Here is a 25650-nt window from a genome sequence, read left to right as displayed (position 1 = left end):
CGACGGCTGCCGCTTCCCCGGCCGCCGCCGGCGCGCACCCGCCTCATCGCCGATTCGCACATCGAATGAGCGACATTCCGCCCTCCGACCCAGTGGCGAGCCGCCGCCCCCTCCGCAATCTCCTCCAGGCGCTGGCGATCGTCGCCGGGCTGTTCCTGGTGCCCATGGGTGTGATCGGCTACCCGTTCTTCCACAACTACCACGTCACCGCACTGGCCCGCCTGCACAAGCGCGTGCACCCGGGCGACGACTGCGCCGCCACCGCCACTGCCTTCGCGCGCTACTTTCGGGCGCGGCAGCTGGCGGGGAGCACGGACGTACAGTTCGCCGACCAGTCCACGGACGGCAGGCACGAGTTCGGTAGCCTGCGCCCGCACCGCCGCCTGCTGCACCTGTACGACCTCACCGTCTTCGACGACGTGCAGCTTACCGCCATCTGCGACGCGGCCGGGCGCCGGGTGGAGCGGGTGCTGTACGTGGGGGATTGATCGGGAGGGTGGATTCCGGAGCGGAGGGCGCTGGAGGATGGATACGCTTCCGCGGCGGGCCGGAGCGGCTGGACGGCACGATGCGCTTCGTGGCGAACGAGCGCCGCTGCTGTCCGTTCCTGGAGTTCACCATCACCGTTACCCCGTCCGGCGGTCCCGTCTGGCTGCGGATGACGGGCCCGGTGGGACCGCGCGTTCCACCAGGCCGAACCGCGGCTCTGAGCGGGCGGAGCCACTTGCGCGAGCGGCGGACGAAACGCACCGTATGGCGTGTGCACTCCGCTCACTCACCTCCGTGGGACCATGTCCAGAATCAGCATTGACCTCGATGAGCTTTGCGTCGCCTTGAGCGACCACGACTCGGAGTGGGTGCTCGATACACAGACGGGCGGCTTGCTGATCGCCGGCTGGCTGCGCGATTCCGAGTGGCGCGAGATGGGAATCGAGATCGGCGGCGACGACCCTGGCGACGACCCGCTGGAGGGCGACCGGTTCATCATGGTGGAATTCATTGGATCGAGCCAGGGCTTCCGGTGGATGGAAGACTTTGCCCTGGAACAGGAGAACGAGCAGGTTCGCGAAAGGCTGCTGGACGCGCTGGACCGGCCTCGTCCGTTCCGCCAGTTCAGAGATGCGCTTAACGAGTTTCCCGAGGTTCGCGGGGCGTGGCATCGCTACGAGGACGCCAAGCTGAAGGCGTCCGCCCGCGCCTGGCTGGCGAGCCACGACATCGACGCGGACGTGTTCGAGGCCACTCCGCCCGAGTTCGGAGCATAAGCCCCCGCACCCATCCGACGGGCAACTCGAGCCACTGATCCCCATCGACCGCCATGTCCCAGGTCACCATCCGCGCATCCGCCGACGTCCACGCGCCGCCCGCCGTCGTGTACGGCGTGCTGGCCGACTACCACGAGGGGCACCCCGGCATCCTGCCGCGCCCGCCGTTCGGCGAGCTGGTGGTGGAGAGCGGCGGCACCGGCGCGGGCACCGTGTTTCGCGTCACCACGCGGCAGGGGCTGGGGATGATCACGTACCGCATGGACGTCACCGAGCCCCAGCCCGGCCGCCTGCTCATGGAATCGGACCGCGACTCCGACCTGGTGAGCACGTTTGGCGTGGAGCCGATCGCGGACGGACACTCGCGCGTGACCATCACCACAACGTACACGCGCGGCGGCATTGTGGGCTGGCTGGAAAGCGTGCTGCTGCCGCGCCTGGCCGCGCCCGTCTACCGCAAGGAGATCGCGAACCTGGAGCGCGTGGCACAACAGCGCGCCGCCGCCGGGCATCGCTGATCGCGTTGGTGGACAGGTGGTCGTGCTGGGAACGCATTTCGCCGCGCAGTGGCTGATCGCATCATCCATCTCTATCGTGACATTCGGTTGATGAAACGCGAACGCGGCAGATGCCGAAACGCCTCCGCGCGTAAAGCCCAGTCATCCTGAGAGAGCCGCTGCTCAGACCCTTGCCCTGCCTGGATCCACGACGGCGACCGAAGGACCTTGCCGGCACAACCGTGGTGCGTGAATTCGTGCCGAGAAGCCGGCCCCGCCGGCCGGGAGAAGGTCCTTCGGTCGCGCGCAAGCTCTACCGTGAGTTCTGGTTACCGGTGGTGCGCTCCCTCAGGATGACCGGGCTTGAGGTGGCCGCCGACTGACAGGACGCGCATGGATACGAAACGCGGCGGAGGATGACCCCTCCGCCGCACCCGTATCCACGGAGTCCCCAGGTTCAGCCGCCGGAGCTCTTTACCTCCACGTCCGGCGTCTCTACCCGCGGAACGTTCACCTCCACGTTGGCGTCGCCGCCGCCGCGCATCACCAGCCACACCACCAGCACCAATACCACCAGCAGCAGCAGGCCCAGCAGCATCGTGGACCCGCTGGTGCCGCGTCCCGTTCCGCGCGTGTTCACGTCCGCCATGCGCTCCTCCGTCGGCATCGCACCCGCCTGCGTGCCGCGCCCGGGGTGGGCCGGCTCCCGTCACGGTGCGTTCTCCGTGCCACCTTCCACAAGTTCCTCGTCATACGCCGCCGGCGGGCAGACGCACGTGGCGCAGTCTCCATCTTGTGAAAACCACCGGCACGTGGGATGTTGACGCGCGCGATGCCGCCAGCGGCATCATCCCACGCTCTTCATCCGGCCGATCCAATGCCGATGCCCGCTTCCCTGCTCCGCGTCCTGCTTTTCGCCGCCGTCGCCGTCCTGCCGCCGATGCGGGCCGCAGCGCAGGACAACGGCCACACGCTGGAGCCCGGTGACACCGTGCGCGTGCTGGCTGCGGAGTGGGGGCCCAGGCTGGTGCAAGGCGAGCTGCTGGTGTACCACACCGACAGCCTTGCCTTGCGGGAGATGGGGACGGGGACGCGCTACGCCGTGCCGCTGGCGAGTGTGAAGCGGCTGTTGAAGAACGAGGGACTGGACCGGCGGCGGTCGGTGCGGCGGTTTGGGGTGGCGGGGCTGTTCATGGGCTTCGCCACGGGCGTGGTGCTGGGCCCGCTGATCTCCATGGAGCGCAAGGACGACAACTTTGTGGGTGCCACGCTGGTCACCAGCCTGGGTGGCGGCGCGCTGGGCCTGGGCCTGGGTGCCGCCAGCGGCGCTCTCTTCGCTGGCGACCACTGGCAGCCCTTCCGCACCCCCATCCGCCCCCCCGCCACCACCGTCAGCATCTCCATCCCGGCGCCCTGAGCGTGTGTTCACGATACACGTTCAGATAACCCGAGCTTTGACTTCCCGAGGAGCGCGCCTCGATCAATCGAGATTCTTCAACCGCTTACGCGCGACCAAAGGATCTCTCGTTCCGGTCCTTGCGGCGCTGGCCACGCGGCACTGATCCGGCCCCGAGGTGCTACCGGCGAGATCCTTCGGTCGGCGCCAAAGTACCCCGGTGGCAGCAAGCTCGGAGCGGCCCCTCCCTCAGGAAATCAGCCTTGGGGAAATTCATTCGAAATCCTCACACCCTCACACCCTCACACCCTCACACCCTCACACCCTCACACCCTCACACCCTCACACCCTCACACCCTCACACCCTCACACCCGTTCACCCGTTCACCCGTTCACCCGTTCACCCGTTCACCCCACCGACCCCGGATCCGTCCGCACGACCATCACCCCACCCAGCGTCAGCGCCGCGCCTACCAGCGCCAGCGCCGACGGCTTCTCGTGCAGCAGCACCACGCCGGCGAACAGCGCCACGACGGGCGTAAGGTTGCTGAAGATGGCCGTGCGCGTGTTGCCGATGCGCTCCACGCCGCGGTACCAGATCAGGTACGCCAGCCCGATGGCGAACGTGGCCGAGAACACCAGCGCCGCCCAGGCCTCGGCGCTCACGGCCTGCCAGTCCTGCCGCAGCAGCGCCGGCGTTCCCAGCGCCACCAGCCCCACCGCGCCGCACCACAGCGTCCACGCCGTCGTACGCACCGAGCCGTAGCGCCGCACGATGGGCCGCGCGCCCACCGTATAGACCGACCACGCCACGCACGCCGTCACCAGGATGGCATCGCCCACCAGCGCGCTCGCCCCCTCCACGCGGATGCTGGCCCCGCTCACCAGCGCAATGCCCAGGATGGAGAGCGACGCGCCGCCCCAGGTGCGCGGCCCCGGGCGCTCGTGCCCCGTGAGCATCGACAGGAACGCCGTCATCACCGGGGTGAGCGCCAGGATCAGGCTGGCGTGCCCGGCCGCCGTGCGGTCCAGCCCCAGGATAAAGCACATCTGGTACAGCACGTTTCCCAGCAGCCCCAGCGCCACCACGCGCGGAATGTCGCGCCGTTCGGGGAGCGACACCTCGCCGCGCGCGCGCAGCACCGCCCACACCAGCACCGACGCGATCACAAAACGCAGCGCGTTGAAGGCCAGCGGCTGAATGCTGTCCAGCGCGTGCTTCACCACGGCGAAGTTCACGCCCCACACGAACACCATCAGGCTCAGCGCCGTTTCCGTCCATCCCCATCCGGGAACCGGCCCCGTGGCCTCCGCGCCCAGCTCCGTGGCCGCGGTCTCGGCCGCCGCGCCCTGCTCATCCATCGACATCCGCCCCTCTCACCGGCTAGACGGAAACCGGGGGAGAGCCCGCGCTCTCCCCCGGTCCGCCGGGTTTCCTCGTCGTCATCCGCCCCCGATCCGCGGTCATCCCGCCGCGAACGGAGAGTCGGCGTACCGGGCAAGAAGATCGGACGGATCGTCGTAGACCGCAACCGCGCCGCCCAGCTCCGCGTCGCCCCAGCCGCCGCAGCGCAGCGCCACGCACCGCACTCCCGCGCGCCCCGACGCCTCCACGTCGTACGGCGTGTCGCCCAGCATCAGCGCCTCGTCCGGCCTGGCATCCGCCTCCTCGAGCGCCGCCTGCACGATGTCGGGATCGGGCTTGGATTCCTCCGCGTCGCTGGACGAAGTCTTCTCGTCGATCAGGTCGCGGATCCCCGCCTGCTTCAGCAGCCCGTCCATGTCGTCCTTGCTGGCGGACGTCGCCACCGCCAGCGTGTACCCGTCGTCGCGCAGCCGCTCCAGCAGCTCACGCGCGCCGGGAAACGGCTTCAGCTTCGGCAGATACCGCTCGCGAAAGATCTCGCCGCGCCGCTCCTTGATCTTCTCCCCCCGCGGCTCATCCTCCTCGATCCCCATCACCTCGGGCATCACCTTGTCGCCGCCCATCCCGATCAGCCGCCGCACGTGATCGTAGTCGACGTCGATGCCGAACTCCCGTCCCACGTCAACCCAGGCCTGCGCGTGCTGGTCGTTGCTGTCGATCAGCGTTCCGTCGATGTCCAGCAGCACCGCCTTCGTCCGCTTCGTCATCCCGCTCCTCTCGATTTCCAGCCGGAGCACGGCCCATCGTCCGCCGCCGTGCGCAGAGGCGCGCTCCCCTTTGCAAAACCCGGCCCGGCGATCGGCGCAGTTCAAACGATGCGGAGCCGGCCCGCATCCACTACTGTGATTCGAACTCCACGCCTACCCTCCCGCGACCTTCCGCCAAACGAGATCCTGATGAGACGCGCGCTGCTGATGATCTCAGCGATCCTCGCCGTCGCCGCCCCAACGGCCGCGTCCGCGCAGCCCCCCGCGCCGCTGGACTCGCTGATCGGCGCCTACACGCGCGAGCACGACTTCAGCGGCACGGTCCTGGTGCAGCACGGGGACCGGCGTCTCTACCAGCGCAGCTTTGGCGTGGCGGAGCGGGCGTTCGGCACGCCGATGGACGATTCCACGCGCTTCCGCGTCGCGTCCATCACCAAGCTGTTCACCGCCGTCCTCGTCCTGCAACTGCACCAGGAGGGGCGGCTGGACGTGAACGCGACGATCGGAACCGTTCTGCCGGACTATCCCGGACAGGGCGCCGACCGCGTGACCATCCACCAGCTGCTCAACCACACCAGCGGCCTGGCCGCCTTCGATCGCGAACGCAGCTTTCAGGAGGGGGTGGATAACGGGCTAGAGCGGTACCAGAAGCCGCACACCAGCGACGCGCTGCTGGCCCGCTGCTGCGGCGGGCCGCTGGAGGGCGAGCCGGGTGCCGCGTTCAGCTACAACAACGCGGACTACATCGTGCTCGGAAAGATCATCGAGCGCGTCGCCGGAATGCCGTACGCACAGGTGCTGGATGAGCGCATCCTGCGCCCGCTGGGGCTGCGGGATACGGGGATGATGCGATCGGATACCATCCTCCCCCGCCTGGCCAGCACCTACTTTTATCCGGACGATACGGGCAAGGGGGTTCCGGATCTGCCGGTGTACTGGGAAAACTTCTATGCCGCGGGAGGCATGTACTCCAACGCCGCCGACCTGCTGGTCTTTGCCGACGCCCTGTTCGGCGGCGACCGGCTGCTGGGCGCGGATGCGCGGACACGCCTGCTCACACCCGCCCTGGACGAATACGGCTACGGCCTGTGGTCCTACGGATTCGAGCGCAACGGCACGCGGTACCGGGTGGCGAAGCGCCCCGGCAGCATCATGGGCGCCAACGCCGTCCTGTACCGCCTGCTCGACCAGAACGCCACCATCATCCTGCTCGCCAACACCAACCGCGCCGACCTGGACGTGCTCGCCCAGCGCATCGCCAACGTGCTGGTGCGGTAATCCCGAATCCGTCCCGGTTCACGGTAAGAGGCCACCACGCACACCTGTCATTGCGGAGGAGGCGCCACACCGAACCGCCCGCCACTCCAGACCTTGGCGCCAGCGGAGACATCTACTCTCCGCCCGCGCGTGATCGTTCGTCGAGCCGTGATCCGGCGCACTCGTTCCGTTCACGGGACGGCGATGCTTCTCACACAAAACCGCGGAGAACGCGGAGAAAGCGGAGAACGCGGAGAAGCCTCTCCTCCGCGTCTCCGCGCCCTCCGCGTCTCCGCGTGACCTCCGCCGTTCGTCAGCCGCCCGAAGCGTCCAGCCGCTTGAGCGGGTAGATGGCCGGCCCGGTCAGCACCTCGCCCGTGGGCGCGAAGCGCGAGCCGTGGCAGGGGCAGTCCCAGCTGCGCTCCTCGCTGTTCCAGCGGATCACGCACTGCAGGTGCGTGCACAGCGCCGACATCTCGTGCGCCACCCCCGCCTCGTCGCGGTAGACGGCCACCTTGTGCAGCCCACGCTGCACCACCGCGCCCGTCCCCGGCGCCACCTCGGCCGCACTGTCCGCGTCGCTCAACGTGGGCGAAAGCTTCAGGTACTGCTTCGCCACGTCCAGGTTCTCCCTCGCGAACTCCGTCAGCGAGTCGGTCGATAGCGTCTTGCGCGAGGGTTCGTACAGCGTCTCCCACTCGTTGGGGCGGCCCAGGATCAGGTCGCCGATCAGCATACCGCCCAGCACACCGTGCGTCATCCCGTGGCCGCTGTCGCCCGTGTGCACGTACACGTTGTCGCGCCCCGCCGGGTCGCGCCCGCTGAACGCCATGTAGTCAAACGGCTCCATCACCATCCCCGACCACTTCAATTCGGCGGACTGCACCCCGAAGCGCGGGCGGGCCCACTCCAGCAGCCGCGCGTAGCGCTCGTCGTGGTCATCCGCGTGCCCCTGCTTTACGTCCTCGCCGCCCACGATCACCCACACCTGCCCCGCATCGCCCTCCACCGGCTGCGTGCGGATGTAGTGGTAGGACTCCAGCGTGTCCCAGAACAGCGCCGGCCGCACCGTCCCCGCCGGCACCTTCCCCGCGATCACGTAGGTGCGATACGGCGCCTGCTTGGTGTGCAGCGCGAACAGGTCGTGCATCGGGGGATTGGTGGCCACGATGACGGCCCCGGCCGATACGGAGAAGCCCTCACCCCTGGCCGTGGCGCGCGCCCCGCCCTCCCCCTCGGTGACCAGGTTGCCGGTGTGGATGCGCCCGCCCAGCCGGCGGATGGCGTCCGCCACCCCGGCCAGGTACTTGAGCACGTGAAACTGCCCCTGCCCCGCAAAGCGCAGCGCCGGCCCGCTGTCGAACGGCACGTCGGGGATGCGCGGCACCATCTCCACTTCCGCCCCCGCGCGGCGGGCGGCCTCCAGTTCTTTTTCCAGAAAGTCGGGCCCGTGCCCGTCGTCCGGCTGGCGGAACCAGTAGCCGTCCACGCGCGCGTAGTCGCAGCCGATCCCCTCCTCCGCCGCGATGGCGCCGATGCGCGCGATGGCCGCGTGGTGGCTCTCGTAGGCCAGCCGCGCGCCTTTTTCGCCGTGCACCTTTTCCAGCACGTGGTAGTAGTCGTCCAGCGCGCTGCTCAGGTGGGCCGTGGTCTGCCCCGTCTCGCCGCCGCCCACCCCCGACTTGTCCAGCACGATCACCCGCCGCCCCGCCTTGGCCAGCAGGTACGCCGCCGTCATCCCGGCGATCCCCGCGCCCACCACGCACACGTCCGCCTCCGCCTCACCCGCGAGCGGCGGATACTCGCGCTGCGGCACCGTGGCCTCCCACACCGACACCGACTTTTCGGACGATTGCATCCCCAGCCTCCTCACCAATGCGCGCACCACCACGCGCCGCGCGTCGATGCGCGGCGGGCGGACGGATCGACGGCTGCAATGTTCGTACAAGCCGCGCTCCACGACGCACAAAGGCCCGCCCCTTCGCGGGACAGGCCTCCTTTCTCGATGAGCAGGGCTCCGCAGACCGGTTATACCAGATCCGACAAAACTGTCATTCTGAGGGAGGCGCCGCGCAGCACTCTCCGTTCGCGCAGGAGCATGGCGCCGACCGAAGAATCTCCATGCTGAAACGCGCGGTTCTTTCCGTCACGACGGGGTTCCCGGGCGTTACCCGGAAAGGGGTTCCGCGCGAGGGGAGGGAGATTCTTCGGTCGCGCCACTGGCTTCGTGGCGTTCCCGAGAGCCCGACGAGGGCGCTCCCTCAGGCTCAGAATGACAGGTGTTTTCCCGGATTCCGTATTACATTACATGCGATCGCCCACGACCGACAGCGTGGGCCCCTCGCTCCCGGCCGGCCGCGGGCGCACGCGGATCTCGATGTCGTGCCCCAGCGCGGTCATGAACCCGATCAGCCGCTCCAGCGAGAACTTGTTGAACTTCCCGCGCATCAGGTCGGAGACCGTGGGCTGGTTGGTCCCCAGGACCTTGGCCGCCTGGGCCTGGGTAAGCCCCCGCTCCTTGATGATGTCGGTGACTGCGCTCATGAGCTTGGCGCGCGCCAGCAGCTCGTCCGCGTCGGGATCACCGAAGTCGGCAAAGATGTTGTCGCTGCAGACGAAGAACTCCGGAAGCTCGTCACTCATCGGATCCTGTCCCGCGCTGATGTTGATTGGACCGCCGCATCCAGCTTTACAGCCTCCAGGTACCGCTGCCTGATCACGTCGATGTCATGGTTCGGCGTCGAGATGCCGAACTTCGACTTCTTTTTGAACGCGTGCAGCACATATACCGCGTTCGTGAGCTTGACCGTGTACACCACTCGATACGTATCACGGTCGAAGTCGTCCCGGAGCTCCCGGATGCCGAGGCCTTTCAGCGGGCCCTGAGACAACGGCTTTTCGCCGGCGGCCTCCTTTCCCAATTGCACGCGATGCAACTGGTATCCCATCTCGTGCGTCACGGCACGCGGGAACTGTCGGTACTCCTTGCCCGCTCCCCCGACGAACACCAGCGGGCGTAGCAACGGCTCACCCATGCGGCTTCCCCTGACTATATGCATTTCGATATGTTTCGTCAACACCTCCAATTTCGCTGGAAGTCCGTGTGCCATTACAGCCCCAAAAACAAGCGCGCACCTTGCGCCAGCGGCGATTTCTCTCGTCCGCGAGTTGGCAGATTTTGTATATCTTGAGATGACGCCGGTGACGCACAGGTGACGCAAAAAGGCCCGCCCTCGCGTGGAGGGCGGGCCTTCTGGCTCGGTGGATGATTATCGGTCCGCAACAAAGACCAGACCTCACGCGGAGGCGCGGAGACTCCGGGTGGAGAGGTTCTCCGCGCCTCCGCGTCCTCCGCGTCTCCGCGTCTCCGCGTCTCCGCGTGAGACCTGCTGTTTCTCCGGATTGGCTCCGATGACGGCTGGTCAGCGGCGGCGGATGCGGACGCCGCCGGAGCCGGTCTCGATCTCCATGCGCCCGTTGCCGTCGCCGATGCGGCCGCGGAAGCTGTCGCGGTCCGCCTGGCGCCGGGTCACCGGCACGTCGACGTTGATCCCGCCGCTCCCGGTAGAGATCGCCACGTCCGCGCCAAAGTTCGCGGGGAGCGCCAGCATCACCCCGCCCGAACCGGTGTCGATGGTCACGTTCTGCGCGTCCGCCACCAGCGCCAGGTCCACCGCGCCGCTCCCCGTGTCCACCAGCATGTCGCGGGCAGCGATCCCGGCCGCCTGCACCCGGCCCGAGCCCACGTCGATGGAGAGGTCCTGCGCGCGCACGTCCGTGGCCGTTACCGCGCCGCTCCCCGTCTCTACCTCCACCCGCGTACCGCGCACGGCGCCCAGCGTAACCGCGCCGGAGCCGGTGGAGACCGCCACGTCGCCCTGCGCGTCGCGCACCTCCACGGCGCCGGAGCCCACCTCCACCTCCAGCGAGCCGCGTGTCCCCTGCGCCCGCACGGCGGCGGCGGAGGTGTGCACCTTCAGCTCGCCGTTGACGTTGCTCACCTGCACCCGCCCCACGCCCAGGTGCACCTCCACGCTGCGCCCTGCAGGCACCAGCACCCGCACGTCCGCGTACGCCCGCGTGCCGTTGCCGGACCCGCTCACCGTCACCCGGCGCGCGCGCAGCCCGCCGCCGATGCTGCCGTCCGCCCGCACGGAAAGGGTGGACCGTGCGCGAGCGCCCATCCGCTCGTAGACCACGCGGTCGCCGGGAAAGGCCACGCGCACCTCGTTGCCGTCGCGCGCCACCCGCAGCCGCGCCGCGTCGGCGCCGCCGCGCGTGACCTCCACCACCACGCCGCCGCCGGAGCCCGCCGCCACCGTCACCTCGCCCGCCAGGTTGTGCACCGTCGCCGGCGAGCCGGTGAGGGTAAAGCGCTCCGCCCGCTGCCCCGCCAGCGGCGCGGCCGTCACCGCCGCGGCGAGCACGGCGAACCGCGCCGTATGGATCATCCGCATCCCGAACCTCTTCCGAAAAAGGGGAAAGCCTACAGGTTGAGCCAGTAGTTCAGCTTGATCATCAGCACGTTGGTCGCGGGAACGTCGATGGCGTCGTCCATCCCGAACAGGCGGCCAAAGTCGCGCCCCGGGCGGAACGAGCCGTCCGACGCGGAGTGCTCGCGCCCCTGGCTCCACACCACGAACAGCGTGCTTCCCGGGCGGTACTCCCAGCGCAGCACCGCGTTGCTGCGAAACTGCTTGAAGTTGAAGTCCGGGTTGTCCACCGTGTACGCGAACCCCGCCCCGTCCCCGCATCCATCGCCCGTCCCCCGCACGCCGTAAAAGCCGTCGCACGCCCGCGCTTCGCCGCCCAGCGAGTGGAAACGCCCGGTGAAGCCGCCGGCACGCGGGTCGGCCACCTCCATCAGCCCGTCGTAGTCGCCCGCGGCCACGAACGGCTGCGCGTACAGCTGCAGCGTGAGCTCCGGCGTAAAGGTGTAGTTCACCCGCGCCGTAAGCGCCGCCACCGTCTGGTTGAGCTGCGCGAACAGGTAGCGGCTCTCGTCCAGCGCCCCGTCGTTCCACGTGCCCACGTACTGCGTGGCCGAGCGCTCGCGCGAGATGGAGGGGTTCAGCGCGATGGACAGGCGGCTGGACGAGCGCACGTTGATGTACGGGCCCAGCCACCAGCGGTAGCCGTCCGTCTGGTCCTCTACCCCCCAGCTGGTCTCCACCCCGCCCGACACCCGCTTGCGCGAGTCCGACCAGAAGCCGGCCCAGCCCGCCCAGGAGCCGGGCGTCTGCAGCGCCGGGCCGCCGCGCAGGGAGCGCGGGCTCAGCCCGCCCATCCCCCGTTCGATGCCGCCGTACGCGCCCCACAGGCTGTTCAGGGAGAAGCTGCCGTTCACGTTGCCGCCGGTGAAGGTGCGCTCGCCGCCCGTGGTCCACCCGCTGTACAGGTTCCACCCCAGGTCACCGCGGCGGATGGCGCCCCGGGGCTCGAACTGGAACCAGCGCCCGTACGCCGCCACCTCCACCTTGTCCGCCTCGCGCAGGTAGCCAAGCTCGTTCACCTCGAACCCCGGCGAGCGGTACAGCCCCAGCACGCCGCCGCGGTAGCGCTTGCCGCCGATCTTGGCCAGCTGAAAGCTCGCCGCGCTCCCGGTCAGCGACGTGGCGCGGGGGTCGAAGGCCACGTGGTCCGCGTCCGGCCGCTGGTAGTAGCGCTGCGGCTGCTGCTGCAGGCGGCCGATGGCCAGGCTGTCGCCCTGCACCAGGCTGGAGAGCGCGTACCCCGACACCTGCCAGGCGTCGTCCGCGCCGAACTTGTGGCGAAAGTCCAGCCCGCCCGCCACCGACGAGGAGGGGAGGACCAGGAGCGCCGGGTCGTCGTCCATGAAGCGGTACGTCCCCGTGAGCACCGCGCCCACCGAGCTGCGCCCCTGGCGCAGGTCACGCCGCACGCGCGCCATGGAGTAGTTGGCCATCGGCTCGCTCACCACCGACCCCACCTGCCCCGTCCCCGCGTCCAGAAAGCGCGTGCGCTCCTCCGCCGTCACCGCGTCCAGCACGCCGATGGACCATCCGGCCACCTTCCCCGTCAGCTTGGCCGCGCCCAGGATGGTCGTCTGCTGCGGCGCGTCCACGTACGGACGCTGGTCGTCGGTATCCACCCCCCGCTGCGGCTGCCGGCCGATGCGGCGCGAGTAGAACAGCGACTCGCTGTTGTCGTCGCCCAGCCCCACGCCAAACTGAAAGATGTCGCCGCCCTCCACGAAGAACGGACGCTTCTCGGAAAAGAAGCTCTCGAACGCGGAGAGGTTCACCTCCGACGGGTCCGCCTCCACCTGCCCGAAGTCGGGGTTGATGGTGGCCGTCAGCATAAGGTCGCCCGCCAGCCCGTACTTGAGGTCCGCGCCAACGGATGCGTACGGCGCCGTCTGGTGATAGAACGGGTCCGCGCCGCCGCCCGGCTCGCGCGTCACGCTGGCCACCGTGTACGGCAGCAGCTCCAGCCGCCGCGGCGAGCGCAGGTCCGCCAGCCCCGTCATCACCCCGAATCGTGAGGAGAACCCGGGCTCGTCGGGCGCCATGAGGGTCCAGGTGGACTGTTCCTCGCGGCGCGCCACGTCGCGGCCAAACTGCAGCCCCCACGTCTGCGCCCCCGCGCCCGGCTTGAAGCGCAGCTGGCTCAGCGGGATGCGGAACTCCGCCGTCCATCCGGCGGAGTCCATGCGCGTGGCCACGTCCCACACCGCGTCCCAGCCGTCGTCCTCGTCGCCGTCGTTGAAGTGGAACGCGTCCATCTTCACGCCGCGGGGATTGACGGAGAAGCGGTAGCCGGTGCGGCGGTCGTGGTAGCTGTCCAGCACCACGTGCAGCCAGTCGCTGTAGATGCCGTCCGGGTCGCGCCGCCCCAGCTGCGCGGCGATGGAATCCGGCGCCGCGTCGTACGCGCGCATGGCCACGTACACCGCGCCCCCGTCGTAGACGATGCGCGCCTCGGTGCGCTCGGTGGCGGGCTGCCCCGCGTGCGGCTTGCTCTGCACGAACTCGCCGGCCACGGGCGCCTGGGCCCACGCGGCATCGTCCAGCCGGCCGTCCAGGACCGGCGCCGCCTGCCCGGGGGCAAGGCGGTGCGCGGCCAGTGTCTTTTGTGGAGTGGAATCGGACGGGGCCAGAAGGGTGGCCCCCAAGAGAAGGATCCCGGTAACCATCGTCCGAGGTAAGGTCGTGGGTGATGAAGAGCCCTGCCCGGAGCGCTACGCGGTCACCTGCGGAGTAGTTTCACGTCGCCGCTGAAGGTGCTGATGGTCACGCTGGGTCCCCCGCGGCCGATGGTGACGTGGCGCTCGCGCCCCCGCGAGCCGTTTCCGTTGCCAAAGTCGGAGCGCAGCGAGCCGCTGAAGGTTGCCACCTCCACTTCGGCGTTGGTGCCGGAGGGAAGCCGCAGCTCCACGTTGCCGCCGTGGCTTTCCAGCCCCAGCGTGCCGCCCACGGAGCCGGTGACCACCAGGTTTCCCGACACGCTCTGCACGTTGCCGCGCAGCCGGGTGCCGTTCAACGACACGCTGCCGCTCACCGCCTCGATCTCCACGCGCCCGGTGGAGTTGGCCACCCGCACGGGTCCGCTCACGGCGTTCACGTGCACCTCGCCCACGCTTCCCAGCAGGTCCACGGGCCCGCTCAGCGCCTCGATGGTGGCGCGCTGGCGCACGTTGGCCGTCACGCGCACGGGGCCGCTCATCGCCGTCACGTCCAGCGTCTCCGTTTGCCCCTCGATGGTCACGGGTCCGCTCTGCGCGACGGCTTCGACGTGGCGCGAGCTGGCGTGGATGGTGATGGGGCCGCTGGCGCTGACCGCCTCCACCGAGCCCGTGACGCCGCCCACGGTAATCGGCGCCGAGCCGGCCACCACCTCCAGCGTGCTGCCGGCGGGTACGCGGATCTCCAGGGTGGCGGCGCCGCCGCGGCCGCCGTTGCGGCTGGCCACGCGCACCTCCAGGGTGCGGCCGCCGCCGTCCATCACCACCTGGTCGCCCGAGCGCGACAGGCTGCCGGTGACCTGCACCTCGTTGCGCGACCACCCCGTCACGCGCACCGAGCCGCTGTTCATCTGGACCTCTACCGTCCCCGTGGCGGAGGCGGCGTGGCGCTCGTTCACCTGCCGCTGGGCGTGGGCCGGGACCGCCAGCAGCAGCGCCGCGGCGCCCGCCAGCCCAAGGGTGCGAATGTGTGTCATGGCTCCGTTTATCCTCTTCAGGTGCGTGCGCGGGTCAGAGCGAGACCGCCTGCCGCAGCACGTCCAGCTTGGTGTTGTATGCGTCGGAGAGCATGTGCGTGAGCTCCGCGCTGTTGGGGTCCGCGGCCAGCGCCGCCCGCGACTCCGCGATCGCCTTGTCGATGATCTTCAGGTTGGCCTCCAGTGTGGCGGCCGTTTCCGGCGCCATGCGGCCGCGCTGGGTCTGCAGGACGATCTGCAGGTCGGAGATCGCCTTTTCGTACTCCTGCTCGGCCGGCTTGAACGCCACCAGCGCCGTAGTCGCGTTGCGCGGCGCGGCACCCTGGGGCGCCTGCGCCTGCTGCGACTCGATGGCCGGCACCGTCTCTGCCCGGCGGTCGGAGAACTGCAGCGTGGCGAACGAGGTGGTGACCACCAGCGCGATCGCCGCGGCGGCCGACATCCACCAGGGAAGCGGACGGGCAGGCCGGGGTCCGATCACGCGCACCTCGGTCAGGGCGTCGGGTTCATCCACCAGCGACCCGCGGGACTGCAGCCTGGGGGCGATGTCGTTCCACAGGTCGCGCGCGGGGACGATCTCGTCGGGAAGCGCGGCCGCCTCGTCCAGAAGCGCGCGCAGCGCCTGCTCTTCGGCGCGGCAGGCTTCGCACTGCATCAGGTGGCGCCGGACGTCCCGCTCTTCGCGGGGCGGCAGGTCGCCGGCCACGAAATCGTCCAGCAGCTCCAGAATCTGTTCGTGTGTCATCGTCCCAGTGCCTCCCTGAGCAGCCTGCGGGCGCGGTGCAACTGCGCCTTGCTGGTTCCCACCGCCGAACCGTGCATCTCGGCGATTTCTTCGTGCTTGTAGCCTTCCACGTCGTGCAGTACGAACACCGCGCGGGCTCCCGGGGGGAGCGTGGCGATGGCGCGCTCCAGGTCCATGGCCGTCCCCGGATCCGAAGCGCGGGTGGAGGGCGTTTCGTACTTCTCCGGCTCGTCGGTGGCGAACACGCGGTGCACCCGCACCGACTCCGACCGGCGGTCGCCCAGCACCACGTTCACCGCCAGGCGGTGCAGCCAGGTGCTGAACGCGCTTTTGCCCTGAAAGCTGGCCAGCTTTTCCCACGCACGGACAAACACGTCCTGCGTAAGCTCTTCGGCGCGGGCGCTGTCGCCGCTCAGCCGCAGGCACAGGCCAAAGATGCGGCCCACGTTGTCGCGGTACAGCTGTTCAAAGGCGGCCGTGTCACCCTGCTGCGCCCGCCGGACGGTGAGGTCCACGGCCCTCACCTCCGAAGCGGGGGGGATGTCAGCCAGCATGAGTGCCGCCATCGGGACATGTGCGTTCGGGGAGCATCGCGTTTCCGGGTCTATGACGCGGCCGCGGCCCCAAGGGTTTAAACGAGGATGTCACCGGATGCGGATCGCGGGTCTGGAGAGGATGCATGGGAGGGTACCACAAGGGTTTGCCGCGCTGGATCGAGCCAGGAAGGACGGAATAACGGGAACGGGGGTTTCGGGCGGATGGAGGAACACAGCCTGTGGATCCCGGTGCTGTCGACCGGCATCCAACTGGCGTCCGGGGGCGCCCCCCCTCACCCGGCCTCTCCCCCCCGAACTGCAGGGGGGAGAGGAGAACTTCAGGATGCTTCGAACGGGATCGAACCGCGTCCGCGGGTTGCCCCTCCCCCGGCCCCTCCCCGTTCGTTCCTCACGGAGAGGGGAGAAATTCGATCCCACTCCGTAAGGTGCGTCGCACCTCCCTCCCCCGCGCAGTTTGCGGGGGAGGGTCGGGGAGGGGGCGCTCACCATCTCGCGCCACCGTGTCCGAAGCACTCGCGGGCGTGGCTACACGCGCCGGGGCAGCGGCCGGTCCCACAGCACCAGGCGGGTGCGCCAGGCGAGCAGGATGCTGACGACCCCCAGCGAGACGACCAGCCCCGCCCATATGCCCGGCGCGCCCATGCGGGTGTGAAACCCCAGCAGGTACGCCACCGGCGCGCCGACCACCCAGTAGCCCAGCACGGTGATCCACATGGGCGCGCGGGTGTCGGCGGCGCCGCGCAGGGCGCACAGGCCGGCCACCTGCGCACCGTCGAACACCTGGAAGGCGGCGGCCATTACCATCAGCCCCATCCCCACCTCCACGATGCGCGGGTCGTCCGTGTACAGCCCCAGCAGCCACCGCGGCGCCACCAGAAAGAGCAGCGCGCACATCGCCATGAACGAAACCACCACCACGTAGGTGGTGAGCACCGCGCGGTGCACGGCGCGGCGGCTTCCCGCGCCCACGTGCTGGCCCACCCGGATGGACCCCGCCAGGCTGGTGCCCAGCGCCACCATGAAGGTGGCCGAGGCGATGTTGATGGTGACCTGGTGCGCGGCCTGGGTCACGGGGCTCAGCCACCCCATCATCACCACCGCAAAGGCGAACACCCCCACCTCGGCCAGCAGCTGCCCGCCGATCGGCGCGCCGACCGCCGCCATCCGCCGCAGCCGCGCGGCCACCGGCGCCAGCTTTACGCCCACGGCCAGATCGCGGCGCCGCAGGATGTAGATCACCATCGCCAGGAACATGCTCCAGCGGCAGATGGTGGTGGACCACCCCGCGCCCACCAGCCCGCCGGGCGCCACCTCGAGCGTGCCGAAGAGCGGGACGCCGACTTCGAAGCCGTAGATGAGCAGGTAGTTGCCCACGATGTTGACGGCCACGCCCAGAAAGGTCATCACCATGGCCGGGCGGGTAAGGCCCATGGCGTCCAGGTACTGCCGGAACGCCATGAACAGCAGCATGGGAAGCACGCCCCAGCCGATGGCCGCCAGGTATCCGCCCGCCAGCCGCGCCACCTGGTCCGGCTGCCCCAGCGCCCGCGCGATCGGCAGGCCAAAGAAGCAGACCAGCGTCATGGGGATGGCCAGGACGGAGGCCAGCCACAGCCCCTGCACCATCACCCGGCGGCACTCGCGGCGGTCGCCCGCGCCAAACGCCTGGCTTACCAGCGGCGACATGCCCATCAGCGTGCCGGTGCACACCATGAGCAGCGACATGAAGATGGCGTTGCCCAGCCCGGCCGCGGCCAGCGACGGCGCGCCCAGCGGGCCCACCATGATGGTGTCGGTGGTGTTCATGGCGATGCCGCCCAGCTGGCCCACCACGATGGGGCCGGCCAGGCGCAGCAGCGCGCGAAGCTCGTGCAGAAAGAGCAGCGAGCGCCGCCTGCGTCCGTGGCGGGCGGCGGCGCGCTCCCTGTCGCCCCGGACCCGGGGCGTGGCGACCGTATGCATCACAAAGTACCGAATGGAAAGGCCAGTAAGATAACGCGGCGCACGGGGTTGCGGCACCCGCGCGCGACGGGCGAAAAAAAAGCGACGGGGCCCCGCGAATCCGCGAGGCCCCGTCGGTCGCCCCCCGGTGGGGACGCCGCGTCCGGTCAGTTTCGCTCGGGCGCCCGCACGGGGGCGGGAATGGTGAGCAGCTTGGGATCGGACGCGGAGATCAGGGCCTCGGCAAAGTCCTGTCGCTCTTCGATCTGGTTCAGGCGGCCGTCGATGCTGGAAAGCACGTCGTGAATGCGCGCCAGGTCCGCCTCCGGGGCCGGCCGCAGCTTGGCCGCCGTCACGGCGTCCAGGTACGAGCCCAGCCGCCTGGAGATGGGACGCAGAATGAGCACTCCCCCGGTGGTGAGGATGAGCGTCATCATCACGATCATGGGGGCAACGGCCTCGATCATCATTTCCAAGAGCTCCTGGTATCCGGCAGGGGGCGTACGGACGCTGTCCCCGTGCCTACGCCATCGCCGCCGGGCGAGTTTCACCCGGCCTTGCAGGTTACGATTCCGCCGCCGCGCGCGGGGTTGCCGCGGGCCGCTTCGCCGCACCCTTCGGCTTTCCGCCGGTGAGGGCGGGGATGCGCAGCACCATCAGCAGCGCGAACACGGCGGCAAAGATCAGGGGGTCGCGCAGGTCGCTCTTCACCAGCCAGATGAAGTGCAGCACGCCCAGCCCCGTCGCAAGATACACCACCCGGTGGAGTTTCTGCCACCTTTTCCCCAGCCGGCGTATCGCTGCCTTCGTAGACGTGAGCGCCAGCGGGACCAGGAGCAGGAACGCGATGAAGCCCGCGGTCACGTACGGACGCTCCAGCACGTCCTCCACGATGTACGTCCACGCGAACCCCTGGTCCACCAGGTAGATGGCCAGGTGCAGGCAGACGTACAGAAAGGCGCACAGGCCCAGCGTCCGCCGCGCGGGCGCCAGCCAGTTCCACCCCGTCAGCCGGCGCACGGGGGTCACGGCCAGCGTGCACATCAGCATCAGCAGGGTGGCAAAGCCGGTGCGCAGGGTGACGTACTTGATGGGGTCGGCGCCCAGCCCGCCGGTAAACGCGCCCACCACCAGCAGGATGAGCGGAATCAATCCCCCCACCCACGCGGCGGGACGGATCCACCGCGCCGCCTTGAGCTGCCACGCCGCCGGCGCCATCAGTAGTTGCGGCGCAGGTCCATGCCGCTGTACAGGCTGGCCACCTCGTTGTAGCCGTTGAACATCAGCGTGGGCCGGCGGCGAAACTCGCCGATGCGGCGCTCGCGCGCCTGGCTCCAGCGCGGGTGGTCCACCTGCGGGTTCACGTTGGCGTAAAAGCCGTATTCCTGCGGCGCCGACACGTTCCACGCGGTGCGCGGCTGCCGGTCGGTAAAGCGGATGCGCACGATGGATTTGATGGACTTGAATCCGTATTTCCACGGCACCACCAGCCGCAGCGGCGCGCCGTTCTGCGCGGGGAGCGCGCGGCCGTACAGCCCGGTGGCCAGCAGGGCCAGGGGGTGCATGGCCTCGTCCATCCGCAACCCCTCCACGTACGGCCAGTCCAGCACGTCGCGGCGCTGCCCCGGCATCTGCGCGGGGTCGTGCAGGGTGGTGAACTCCACGAAGCGGGCGCCGGCGCGCGGCCGGGCGCGGTTCACGATGTCGCGCAGGGGAATGCCGCGCCACGGGATGACCATGGACCACGCCTCCACGCAGCGCAGCCGGTAGGTGCGGTCCACCTGCGCGACCCCGCGGACAAAGTCGTCAAAGGCGTAGCGCCCCGGCCGGTCGCACAGGCCGTCGACGACCACGGTCCACGGGCGCGGGCGCAGGGTGCGCGGCGCGTTGCGGGCCGGGTCCTCCTTGTCCGTGCCGAACTCGTAGAAGTTGTTGTAGCCGGTCACGTCCTCCAGCGGCGTAAGCTCGTCGCGCTGCTGGGCGGGGGGCGCCGCGGCGGCACCCTCGGCCGCGCCGTCAGCGGTGTCGCAGGCGGCCACGGCGGGAATGGTGCCCGCGGCCAGCGCCACGGCGGAGGCGCCGATGAACTCGCGGCGGCTCAGGTACAGCCGCTCGGGCGTAATCTCGGACGACGGGATCTCGGGCTTCTTGATCAGCATGCAACACCTCTACTGCGGGGCGGCCAGGGTCGGCTCCGGCTGGCTTGGACAAACCTGAAACGCCGTGGGGCGCGATAAGGTTCCCGGGCATGCGGAAAGCGTGCCCGGCGCAGAAGATGGTACGTGGAGGGGAGTTGGAGCGGATTTGCGGCGCGGTGTTGCCCCTCCCCCCGGCCCCCTCCCCGCTCGTTCCTCGCGGAGAGGGGGTGAAAGGACCGCGCTTCGGATGCTTTGGCGCGAGGGGACGGACCCTTCCGGAGCTCGTAAACCTCGCGACTAGTTGGCGCCGACCGAAGCGCCTTGTCTGCCCGGCTCAGGGACTGGAACGGCTCCCGGTGGCTGGGCCTGGCGCGACCCGACAAAGATCCTTCGGTCGCGCGCAACCTTCTGTAGTCATGAAGGTTATGGGCGTGCGCTCCCTCAGGATGACAGTGTGGGGCTCCGGTGGGAGCAAGTGAGGTTTGGTTTGGCAACACCCTCTGGCGCCGACCGAAGGATCTCCTCTGCCTGACTGAGCCTCAGGATGACACGGGGGCCGTTGGAGGACGGGAAACACCCGTGAGAGGAAGCGCTTCGACCAGCCCCTCCCCTCGCAAGCCGCGAGGAGAGGGAGATCGACGTCCGAAGCCGGATCAGGCCACGGTCGCCGGTTTTGCCCTGGCGTCGGCCTCGGGCTCCGGGTCCGGGGCGTCCTGGCCCAGCGGCGGAGGGGCAACGCCACCCCTGGGCGGGCGCAGCAGCGACAGGGCGATGGAGCCGCCGATCACGGTGGCGATCACGGCCAGCGACACGGTCGTGGGAACCTTGATGAAGTCGATCAGCATCATCTTGGCGCCCACGAACACCAGCACCAGCGACAGGCCGAACTTGAGGTAGACGAACTTGTGGACCACGCCGGCCAGCAGAAAGTACATCGACCGCAGGCCCAGGATGGCCATCACGTTGCTGGTGTAGACGATGAACGCGTCGTCCGTGATGGCGAAGATGGCGGGAATGCTGTCGATGGCGAACACCAGATCGGTGAACTCCACCAGCAGCAGCACCAGGAACAGCGGCGTGGCCACGCGCCGTCCGTTCTCCACCGTCCAGAACCGCTGGCCGTCGTAGCGCTGGGTAAGCGGCAGCCAGCGCCGCGCCAGGCGCACCACCGGGTTGTGCTCGGGGTCGATCGCCTCGTCCTTGCGCAGGGCCATCTTGATGCCCGTGAGCAGCAGGATGCCGCCAAAGACGTAGATCACCCAGTGCCACTGGTGCAGCACGTACGCGCCGGCGGCGATGAAGGCGCCCCGCATCACCAGCGCCCCCAGGATGCCCCAGAAGAGCACGCGGTGCTGGTACGCGGCGGGAACGGCGAAGTAGGAAAAGATGAGGGCGATGACGAAGATGTTGTCGACCGCCAGCGACTTTTCGACCAGGTAGCCGGTCAGGAACTCGAGCGCGGGCTGCCGGCCCGCGAAGTACCAGATGCCGGCGTTGAACAGCATGGCCAGCGACACCCACACGGCCGTCCACGCCGACGCCTCGCGCAGGCTTACCGCGTGCGCCTTGCGGTGAAACACGCCCAGGTCCAGCGCCAGCATGATGAGCACCGCTGCATTGAACCCCACCCACAGCCAGATGGAATCGGCCATCGGGACCACTCCTCCTCCAGGCCGAAGGGCACGCAAAAAGGGCGAGACCCTACGGCACGTTCGGTGTCGTAGTGGTCTCGCCCCAGAGGCCGTCAAAGGTCCTCGTGCCCGCGCCCGAAGGCGCAAGAGGCGCCCCGTATTGACGACCGCGTGTTCGCTGCTGTCCTGGTCAGCGACAGGCTACTCCCCACGCCGACGAGTCTACACGCCAACCCGCGCGACCGTCAACGGCCGGATATGCAAACGTTGTGGATCGTTGCGGATTCGTTACACAGAATCCAGCTGAATACCGTTGATTCCTGAGAGGTGTTGCCAAAACCTCCACCGGCTCCCTGGAGGTACGGTGTCATCCTGAGGGAGCGCACGCCCGTAACTTTCATAACCGCAGGATCTTGCGCGCGACCGAAGGATCTTTGTCGGGTTGGGCGAGGCCCAGCCCCCGGGAGCCGTTCAAGTCCTTCGGTCAGGCAGACAAGGTCCTTCGGTCGCCAAAATCTTTCGTACAAGAAAGATCGGCGCGGCGCCTCCCTCAGGGTCAGGATGACTGGTCGCGGGGGCAGGTTTAGCATCACCCTCGGAGAAATCATCGCTGGACTTCCGCATCCAAAACGTCTCTCCACAGCGAAAGGCCCCGCTCAGACCCCGCGCTCTTCCGCCGGCGCGGGGCCGCCGTGCTCGGCGGTGGCGGGGCTGGGGGCGTGCTCCATCAGAAAGCGGTGCTGGAGGAACGCGGCCAGAACGCCGCCCAGCAGCGGCCCCGCCCAGTACACCCAGTGGTTGGCCCACGCGCCCGACACCAGCGCCGGACCCAGCGCGCGCGCCGGGTTCATCGCCGCGCCGGTGATGGGGCCCGTGGCCATGATGTCCAGGGCGACCGTAAGGCCGATGGCGAAGGGAAACACGCTCCTGGGCGCGCGGTGGTCCACGGCCGTGCCAAAGACGACCAGCACCAGGAAGAACGTCGTCACCACCTCCACGACCATGGCGCCGACGGGCTTGACCATCGGCGCCACGGCCGGCGTGCCGCCGCGGACCACGTCCAGGCCGAACAGCCAGGCCACCAGCAGCGACGCAAGCACGGCCCCGGCCAGCTGGGCGACGGCGTACTGCACGCCGCGTACAGCCGTCATCCGCCCCGTGGCCACGAAGCCGATGGTGACCGCGGGGTTGAAGTGGGCGCCGGAGATGGCGCCCAGCGCGGCCACCATCACCATGATGGTCAGGCCGTGGGCAAAGGCGATGCTGGCCAGCGAGGCCGCGCCTTCGCCGCCGCTGATGGCGTCGACGTTGATGGCCAGAATGCCGACGAAGCAGAGCGCGAACGTGCCGATCGCCTCGGCGGTGAGGGCGCGACTGGGTGTATCTCTCATGGTCGGGAGCGAGTCCGGGCGGCGTGGATGAGGATGGATCCCGTGGCGGGCCGGGGGCACTCTACCCGCGCCCGTCCACATCCGTCAAGCATCTTGATCACCCGGGGGCAGACGACGGCTGAACGGATCGTCCCCCACAAGGGGATTGGATGCGGATCATCGCCGTTCCGAAAATCGTTACACGGAAATAGCTGGCATCCGTGATGCTGCTGCGTTATCGATTGAGAAACGGGATGGTAACGCTCCGGTCACCGCACGGTACGGATGCGCGGAAATCCACCTCACCCCCGCCCTCCCATGACGAACCGCCGCCTGCTCGTTTCGATGGCCGCGCTGCTGGCGTGCGCGGCGTGCGCCTCCGCGGGCTCCGGCGCGGCGCCCGGCCGCGCCAGCCTGCTGAGCGACGCGCCCGCGTCCCTGGACCGGCCCTGCCGCCCGTCCCCGGCTCCGGCGCAGCTCCCCGCGGCCGACGCGCTGGTAGACTCCGCCGCCCTCATCGCCGCCGCGGGGGAGTTGTGGCGGGGGGCGGGGAGCCCGCGCGGCCACGTGCTGCTGGCGATGGCGTACGACGAGGCGGGGCTGAACGTGCGCCGCGACCTGATCGAGCACCGCCTGCCGCCGGCCATGGCCGACTCGCTGCAGAAGCTGGTGTTCGCCCACCGGCGCACGGCGGACGCGGCGCCGCGCGAGTGGGGGGTGCGGCTGCGGATGGACATGGGCGGCGAGCAGCCGGTGCTGCGCGTGGGACGCCGCGAGGTGTGCCCGGCGCAGGTGCGTGACGCGGCGGTGGCGGGGTACGGCGCCTTTGGGGGCACCCCCTTTGGCGACGTGCGGGAGCGCAGCGCCCCCACGGCCATCCTGCCCGCCGGCGGCAGCGGCGGGGGAACGGTGTGGGTGCGGGTGGCGCTGGACGCGGGCGGCCACGTAACGGAGGCGCGGCTGGAACGCACCCCCTTTGGCCGCGCCGGGTGGGAGAACCGGGTGCTCAGCTACGTACGCGCCATCAGCTTTGTTCCCGCCACGGAAGACGGCTGGCCGGTACCGGGGCAGCTGATGTTTCCCCTGCGGCTGAACCGCTGAGGGTGCCGGCGGCGGGCGGGCGGCGGCGGAACCCCTTTTCAATCCGCCGCTTCCCGCGTATTCTCCAACATTCGCCGTACGTTCCGCCGATCCACCGCACCGGCCGCGCACCCCCAGCGTTCGCCCTTTCCGGCGCGCGCACGTGCGGCCGCCTGCCGTCCCCCTCCCCCGGAGCGCCGCCCCGATGAGGCTCGCCACCGCACTCGCGCTGGTTCCGGCCGTGCTGCTCGCGTCCTGTATCGGGCGCAGGGGGCCGCCCACCGCCGCGGGCTACCCCGAAGCCACCTCGCTGCTGGGCGCGCCGCTGTACGCGGTAGAGCGCCCGCGCGAGCGCCGCCAGGAGCTGGAGGCCGACCTGGCCACGGCGTACGCGGCCTACGAGCGCGACCCCGACAACGCCGACGCCATCATCTGGCTGGGGCGGCGGGTGGCGTACCTGGGCCGCTACCGCGACGCGCTGGGGATCTTTTCCGAAGGGATCCGCAAGCACCCGGAGGACCCGCGGATGTACCGCCACCGGGGCCACCGGTGGATCACGGTGCGCGAGTTTGACCGCGCGGTGCAGGACCTGGAGCAGGCCGCCCGCCTGCTGCGCAGCCGCCCGGACGAGGTGGAGCCGGACGGCGCGCCCAACGTGCGCAACGAGCCGCGCAGCACGCTGCACTGGAACGTGTGGTACCACCTGGGGCTGGCCCACTACCTTCGCGGCGAGTTCAGCCAGGCGCAGTACAGCTTTCGCAACGCGCTGGCGGTGTCGCAGAACGACGACGCGCGGGTGACGGCCAGCGACTGGATGTACATGACGCTGCGGCGGATGGGGCGCGAGGAAGAAGCGGCGGCGGTGCTGGGGCCGATCCGCGAGGGGATGGACGTCATCGAGAACCGGAGCTATTACCGGCGCCTGCTGATGTACAAGGGCGTCATCTCGCCCGACTCGCTGCTGGCCCTGCCCACGCAGGGGGCGGGTGAGGCCGCCGCGCTGCAGTACGGGGTGGGCAACTGGCACCTGTACAACGGCCGCGTGGACCAGGCGGAGGAGATCTTCTGGCGCGTGACCTCAGCGGAGGACTGGGCGCCGTTCGGCTACATCGCGGCGGAGGCGGACCTGCGCCGCATGCTGAACCGCCGCCGCAACTGAACGGGTTCGGCTGCCTCCGCAAAAGATGGGGCCTCACACGGAGTCAACGGAGTTTCTCGTGCCGTTTCCGCTGCTCTCGTGGCTTGGAAAGAGAGTAGGGGCTCACACAGAGTTAGCAGAGTCAACAGAGTTTTACGTGGTGTATCCTCAGCGTCAGATCTCACGATCCGCAGCCTTTTTGTGAGGATGGGTGCGGATCGGAGGGATCCTATCCGGAGCGCAGGGGAGAAGCAGGTACGCACCACCTGATGCGCGATCTTTGAAACCCTCCGCACGACGCGGCGAGAGGTACGCCGGGAT

At 69.5% G+C, this 25650-nt stretch carries 24 protein-coding genes; 7 read left to right on the top strand and 17 right to left on the bottom strand.

Features of this window, described 5'->3' with window-relative positions:
* Positions 1–65 precede the first annotated feature (65 nt).
* From ACOJUJ_RS10745 to ACOJUJ_RS10735, 3 genes are all read left to right on the top strand, one after another.
* On the top strand, positions 66–488 hold the full coding sequence (locus ACOJUJ_RS10745; protein WP_420126871.1) for a hypothetical protein: 423 nt from the start codon (positions 66–68) through the stop codon (positions 486–488).
* 303 nt (positions 489–791) lie between these two features.
* Positions 792–1265 (top strand): UPF0158 family protein, encoded by a 474-nt coding sequence (locus tag ACOJUJ_RS10740; RefSeq protein WP_420126870.1) that lies wholly within the window; start codon positions 792–794, stop codon positions 1263–1265.
* A 53-nt stretch (positions 1266–1318) separates the two neighbouring features.
* On the top strand, positions 1319–1783 hold the full coding sequence (locus tag ACOJUJ_RS10735) for an SRPBCC family protein (RefSeq protein ID WP_420126869.1): 465 nt from the start codon (positions 1319–1321) through the stop codon (positions 1781–1783).
* 436 nt (positions 1784–2219) lie between these two features.
* Here ACOJUJ_RS10735 and ACOJUJ_RS10730 read toward each other — a convergent pair whose 3' ends face one another.
* Positions 2220–2411: a hypothetical protein gene (locus ACOJUJ_RS10730; protein ID WP_420126868.1), complete on the bottom strand. Its 192-nt coding sequence runs from the start codon at positions 2409–2411 to the stop codon at positions 2220–2222.
* A gap of 234 nt (positions 2412–2645) precedes the next feature.
* On the opposite strand from ACOJUJ_RS10730, the gene ACOJUJ_RS10725 reads away from it, so the two are divergent.
* Positions 2646–3179: a hypothetical protein gene (locus ACOJUJ_RS10725; protein WP_420126867.1), complete on the top strand. Its 534-nt coding sequence runs from the start codon at positions 2646–2648 to the stop codon at positions 3177–3179.
* A 387-nt stretch (positions 3180–3566) separates the two neighbouring features.
* Here ACOJUJ_RS10725 and ACOJUJ_RS10720 read toward each other — a convergent pair whose 3' ends face one another.
* Together ACOJUJ_RS10720 and ACOJUJ_RS10715 are read right to left on the bottom strand one after the other, a co-directional pair.
* Complete coding sequence (locus ACOJUJ_RS10720) at positions 3567–4526, bottom strand: DMT family transporter (protein ID WP_420126866.1); 960 nt, start codon at positions 4524–4526, stop codon at positions 3567–3569.
* A gap of 96 nt (positions 4527–4622) precedes the next feature.
* On the bottom strand, positions 4623–5291 hold the full coding sequence (locus ACOJUJ_RS10715; protein ID WP_420126865.1) for an HAD family hydrolase: 669 nt from the start codon (positions 5289–5291) through the stop codon (positions 4623–4625).
* Between the two features lie 189 nt (positions 5292–5480).
* On the opposite strand from ACOJUJ_RS10715, the gene ACOJUJ_RS10710 reads away from it, so the two are divergent.
* Positions 5481–6569, top strand: a complete 1089-nt coding sequence (locus ACOJUJ_RS10710; protein ID WP_420126864.1) for a serine hydrolase domain-containing protein — start codon at positions 5481–5483, stop codon at positions 6567–6569.
* 292 nt (positions 6570–6861) lie between these two features.
* Here ACOJUJ_RS10710 and ACOJUJ_RS10705 read toward each other — a convergent pair whose 3' ends face one another.
* The 14 genes from ACOJUJ_RS10705 to ACOJUJ_RS10640 form a co-directional block, all read right to left on the bottom strand.
* Positions 6862–8406, bottom strand: a complete 1545-nt coding sequence (locus ACOJUJ_RS10705) for an FAD-dependent oxidoreductase (RefSeq protein WP_420126863.1) — start codon at positions 8404–8406, stop codon at positions 6862–6864.
* A 446-nt stretch (positions 8407–8852) separates the two neighbouring features.
* Positions 8853–9191 (bottom strand): helix-turn-helix domain-containing protein, encoded by a 339-nt coding sequence (locus ACOJUJ_RS10700; protein ID WP_420126862.1) that lies wholly within the window; start codon positions 9189–9191, stop codon positions 8853–8855.
* A complete protein-coding gene (locus ACOJUJ_RS10695; protein ID WP_420126861.1) occupies positions 9188–9583 on the bottom strand; it encodes a type II toxin-antitoxin system RelE/ParE family toxin in 396 nt (131 codons plus the stop codon). Before ACOJUJ_RS10695 ends, ACOJUJ_RS10700 begins: the two co-directional genes overlap by 4 nt.
* A 387-nt stretch (positions 9584–9970) precedes the next feature.
* Positions 9971–11005 (bottom strand): DUF4097 family beta strand repeat-containing protein, encoded by a 1035-nt coding sequence (locus tag ACOJUJ_RS10690; protein WP_420126860.1) that lies wholly within the window; start codon positions 11003–11005, stop codon positions 9971–9973.
* A gap of 29 nt (positions 11006–11034) precedes the next feature.
* Positions 11035–13683, bottom strand: a complete 2649-nt coding sequence (locus tag ACOJUJ_RS10685) for a DUF5916 domain-containing protein (protein ID WP_420126859.1) — start codon at positions 13681–13683, stop codon at positions 11035–11037.
* A 74-nt stretch (positions 13684–13757) separates the two neighbouring features.
* On the bottom strand, positions 13758–14729 hold the full coding sequence (locus tag ACOJUJ_RS10680) for a DUF4097 family beta strand repeat-containing protein (protein WP_420126858.1): 972 nt from the start codon (positions 14727–14729) through the stop codon (positions 13758–13760).
* Between the two features lie 34 nt (positions 14730–14763).
* A complete protein-coding gene (locus tag ACOJUJ_RS10675) occupies positions 14764–15474 on the bottom strand; it encodes an anti-sigma factor family protein (protein ID WP_420126857.1) in 711 nt (236 codons plus the stop codon).
* Entirely contained in the window at positions 15471–16040 is a 570-nt protein-coding gene (locus tag ACOJUJ_RS10670) for an RNA polymerase sigma factor (RefSeq protein ID WP_420126856.1), read from the bottom strand. The genes ACOJUJ_RS10675 and ACOJUJ_RS10670 overlap by 4 nt, the downstream gene beginning before the upstream one ends.
* A 516-nt stretch (positions 16041–16556) precedes the next feature.
* Positions 16557–17993, bottom strand: coding sequence for an MATE family efflux transporter (locus ACOJUJ_RS10665; protein ID WP_420126855.1), 1437 nt, complete (start codon positions 17991–17993; stop codon positions 16557–16559).
* 146 nt (positions 17994–18139) lie between these two features.
* Positions 18140–18442, bottom strand: coding sequence for a hypothetical protein (locus tag ACOJUJ_RS10660; protein ID WP_420126854.1), 303 nt, complete (start codon positions 18440–18442; stop codon positions 18140–18142).
* Positions 18443–18536: 94 nt separating this feature from the next.
* Positions 18537–19190: a sulfite oxidase heme-binding subunit YedZ gene (locus ACOJUJ_RS10655; protein WP_420126853.1), complete on the bottom strand. Its 654-nt coding sequence runs from the start codon at positions 19188–19190 to the stop codon at positions 18537–18539.
* On the bottom strand, positions 19190–20131 hold the full coding sequence (gene msrP / locus ACOJUJ_RS10650; protein ID WP_420126852.1) for a protein-methionine-sulfoxide reductase catalytic subunit MsrP: 942 nt from the start codon (positions 20129–20131) through the stop codon (positions 19190–19192). The genes ACOJUJ_RS10655 and msrP overlap by 1 nt, the downstream gene beginning before the upstream one ends.
* A 632-nt stretch (positions 20132–20763) precedes the next feature.
* Positions 20764–21762: a TerC family protein gene (locus ACOJUJ_RS10645; protein WP_420126851.1), complete on the bottom strand. Its 999-nt coding sequence runs from the start codon at positions 21760–21762 to the stop codon at positions 20764–20766.
* A 635-nt stretch (positions 21763–22397) separates the two neighbouring features.
* Positions 22398–23132 carry an MIP/aquaporin family protein gene (locus ACOJUJ_RS10640; RefSeq protein WP_420126850.1) on the bottom strand — a complete coding sequence of 245 codons (735 nt, stop codon included), beginning with the start codon at positions 23130–23132 and terminating at the stop codon, positions 22398–22400.
* A 297-nt stretch (positions 23133–23429) separates the two neighbouring features.
* Between ACOJUJ_RS10640 and ACOJUJ_RS10635 the strand changes: the two genes are divergently transcribed.
* On the top strand, positions 23430–24212 hold the full coding sequence (locus ACOJUJ_RS10635; RefSeq protein WP_420126849.1) for an energy transducer TonB: 783 nt from the start codon (positions 23430–23432) through the stop codon (positions 24210–24212).
* A gap of 184 nt (positions 24213–24396) precedes the next feature.
* A complete protein-coding gene (locus ACOJUJ_RS10630) occupies positions 24397–25350 on the top strand; it encodes a tetratricopeptide repeat protein (protein WP_420126848.1) in 954 nt (317 codons plus the stop codon).
* The last annotated feature ends 300 nt before the right edge of the window (positions 25351–25650 follow it).

It is taken from the genome of Longimicrobium sp. (assembly GCF_048594345.1).
Classification (GTDB): domain Bacteria; phylum Gemmatimonadota; class Gemmatimonadetes; order Longimicrobiales; family Longimicrobiaceae; genus Longimicrobium.
This window is presented reverse-complemented; position numbering and strand designations above follow the sequence as displayed.

Bases quoted from the DNA above. Each gene is read 5' to 3' on its own strand.
- ACOJUJ_RS10635 (WP_420126849.1), top strand. From the start codon at position 23,430: ATGACGAACCGCCGCCTGCTCGTTTCGATGGCCGCGCTGCTGGCGTGC.
- ACOJUJ_RS10665 (WP_420126855.1), bottom strand. From the start codon at position 17,993: ATGCATACGGTCGCCACGCCCCGGGTCCGGGGCGACAGGGAGCGCGCC.
- ACOJUJ_RS10640 (WP_420126850.1), bottom strand. From the start codon at position 23,132: ATGAGAGATACACCCAGTCGCGCCCTCACCGCCGAGGCGATCGGCACG.
- ACOJUJ_RS10725 (WP_420126867.1), top strand. From the start codon at position 2,646: ATGCCCGCTTCCCTGCTCCGCGTCCTGCTTTTCGCCGCCGTCGCCGTC.
- msrP (WP_420126852.1), bottom strand. From the start codon at position 20,131: ATGCTGATCAAGAAGCCCGAGATCCCGTCGTCCGAGATTACGCCCGAG.
- ACOJUJ_RS10660 (WP_420126854.1), bottom strand. From the start codon at position 18,442: ATGATGATCGAGGCCGTTGCCCCCATGATCGTGATGATGACGCTCATC.
- ACOJUJ_RS10670 (WP_420126856.1), bottom strand. From the start codon at position 16,040: ATGGCGGCACTCATGCTGGCTGACATCCCCCCCGCTTCGGAGGTGAGG.
- ACOJUJ_RS10740 (WP_420126870.1), top strand. From the start codon at position 792: ATGTCCAGAATCAGCATTGACCTCGATGAGCTTTGCGTCGCCTTGAGC.
- ACOJUJ_RS10690 (WP_420126860.1), bottom strand. From the start codon at position 11,005: ATGCGGATGATCCATACGGCGCGGTTCGCCGTGCTCGCCGCGGCGGTG.
- ACOJUJ_RS10745 (WP_420126871.1), top strand. From the start codon at position 66: ATGAGCGACATTCCGCCCTCCGACCCAGTGGCGAGCCGCCGCCCCCTC.
- ACOJUJ_RS10730 (WP_420126868.1), bottom strand. From the start codon at position 2,411: ATGGCGGACGTGAACACGCGCGGAACGGGACGCGGCACCAGCGGGTCC.
- ACOJUJ_RS10680 (WP_420126858.1), bottom strand. From the start codon at position 14,729: ATGACACACATTCGCACCCTTGGGCTGGCGGGCGCCGCGGCGCTGCTG.
- ACOJUJ_RS10675 (WP_420126857.1), bottom strand. From the start codon at position 15,474: ATGACACACGAACAGATTCTGGAGCTGCTGGACGATTTCGTGGCCGGC.
- ACOJUJ_RS10695 (WP_420126861.1), bottom strand. From the start codon at position 9,583: ATGGGTGAGCCGTTGCTACGCCCGCTGGTGTTCGTCGGGGGAGCGGGC.
- ACOJUJ_RS10710 (WP_420126864.1), top strand. From the start codon at position 5,481: ATGAGACGCGCGCTGCTGATGATCTCAGCGATCCTCGCCGTCGCCGCC.
- ACOJUJ_RS10655 (WP_420126853.1), bottom strand. From the start codon at position 19,190: ATGGCGCCGGCGGCGTGGCAGCTCAAGGCGGCGCGGTGGATCCGTCCC.
- ACOJUJ_RS10720 (WP_420126866.1), bottom strand. From the start codon at position 4,526: ATGTCGATGGATGAGCAGGGCGCGGCGGCCGAGACCGCGGCCACGGAG.
- ACOJUJ_RS10645 (WP_420126851.1), bottom strand. From the start codon at position 21,762: ATGGCCGATTCCATCTGGCTGTGGGTGGGGTTCAATGCAGCGGTGCTC.
- ACOJUJ_RS10700 (WP_420126862.1), bottom strand. From the start codon at position 9,191: ATGAGTGACGAGCTTCCGGAGTTCTTCGTCTGCAGCGACAACATCTTT.
- ACOJUJ_RS10715 (WP_420126865.1), bottom strand. From the start codon at position 5,291: ATGACGAAGCGGACGAAGGCGGTGCTGCTGGACATCGACGGAACGCTG.
- ACOJUJ_RS10735 (WP_420126869.1), top strand. From the start codon at position 1,319: ATGTCCCAGGTCACCATCCGCGCATCCGCCGACGTCCACGCGCCGCCC.
- ACOJUJ_RS10630 (WP_420126848.1), top strand. From the start codon at position 24,397: ATGAGGCTCGCCACCGCACTCGCGCTGGTTCCGGCCGTGCTGCTCGCG.
- ACOJUJ_RS10705 (WP_420126863.1), bottom strand. From the start codon at position 8,406: ATGCAATCGTCCGAAAAGTCGGTGTCGGTGTGGGAGGCCACGGTGCCG.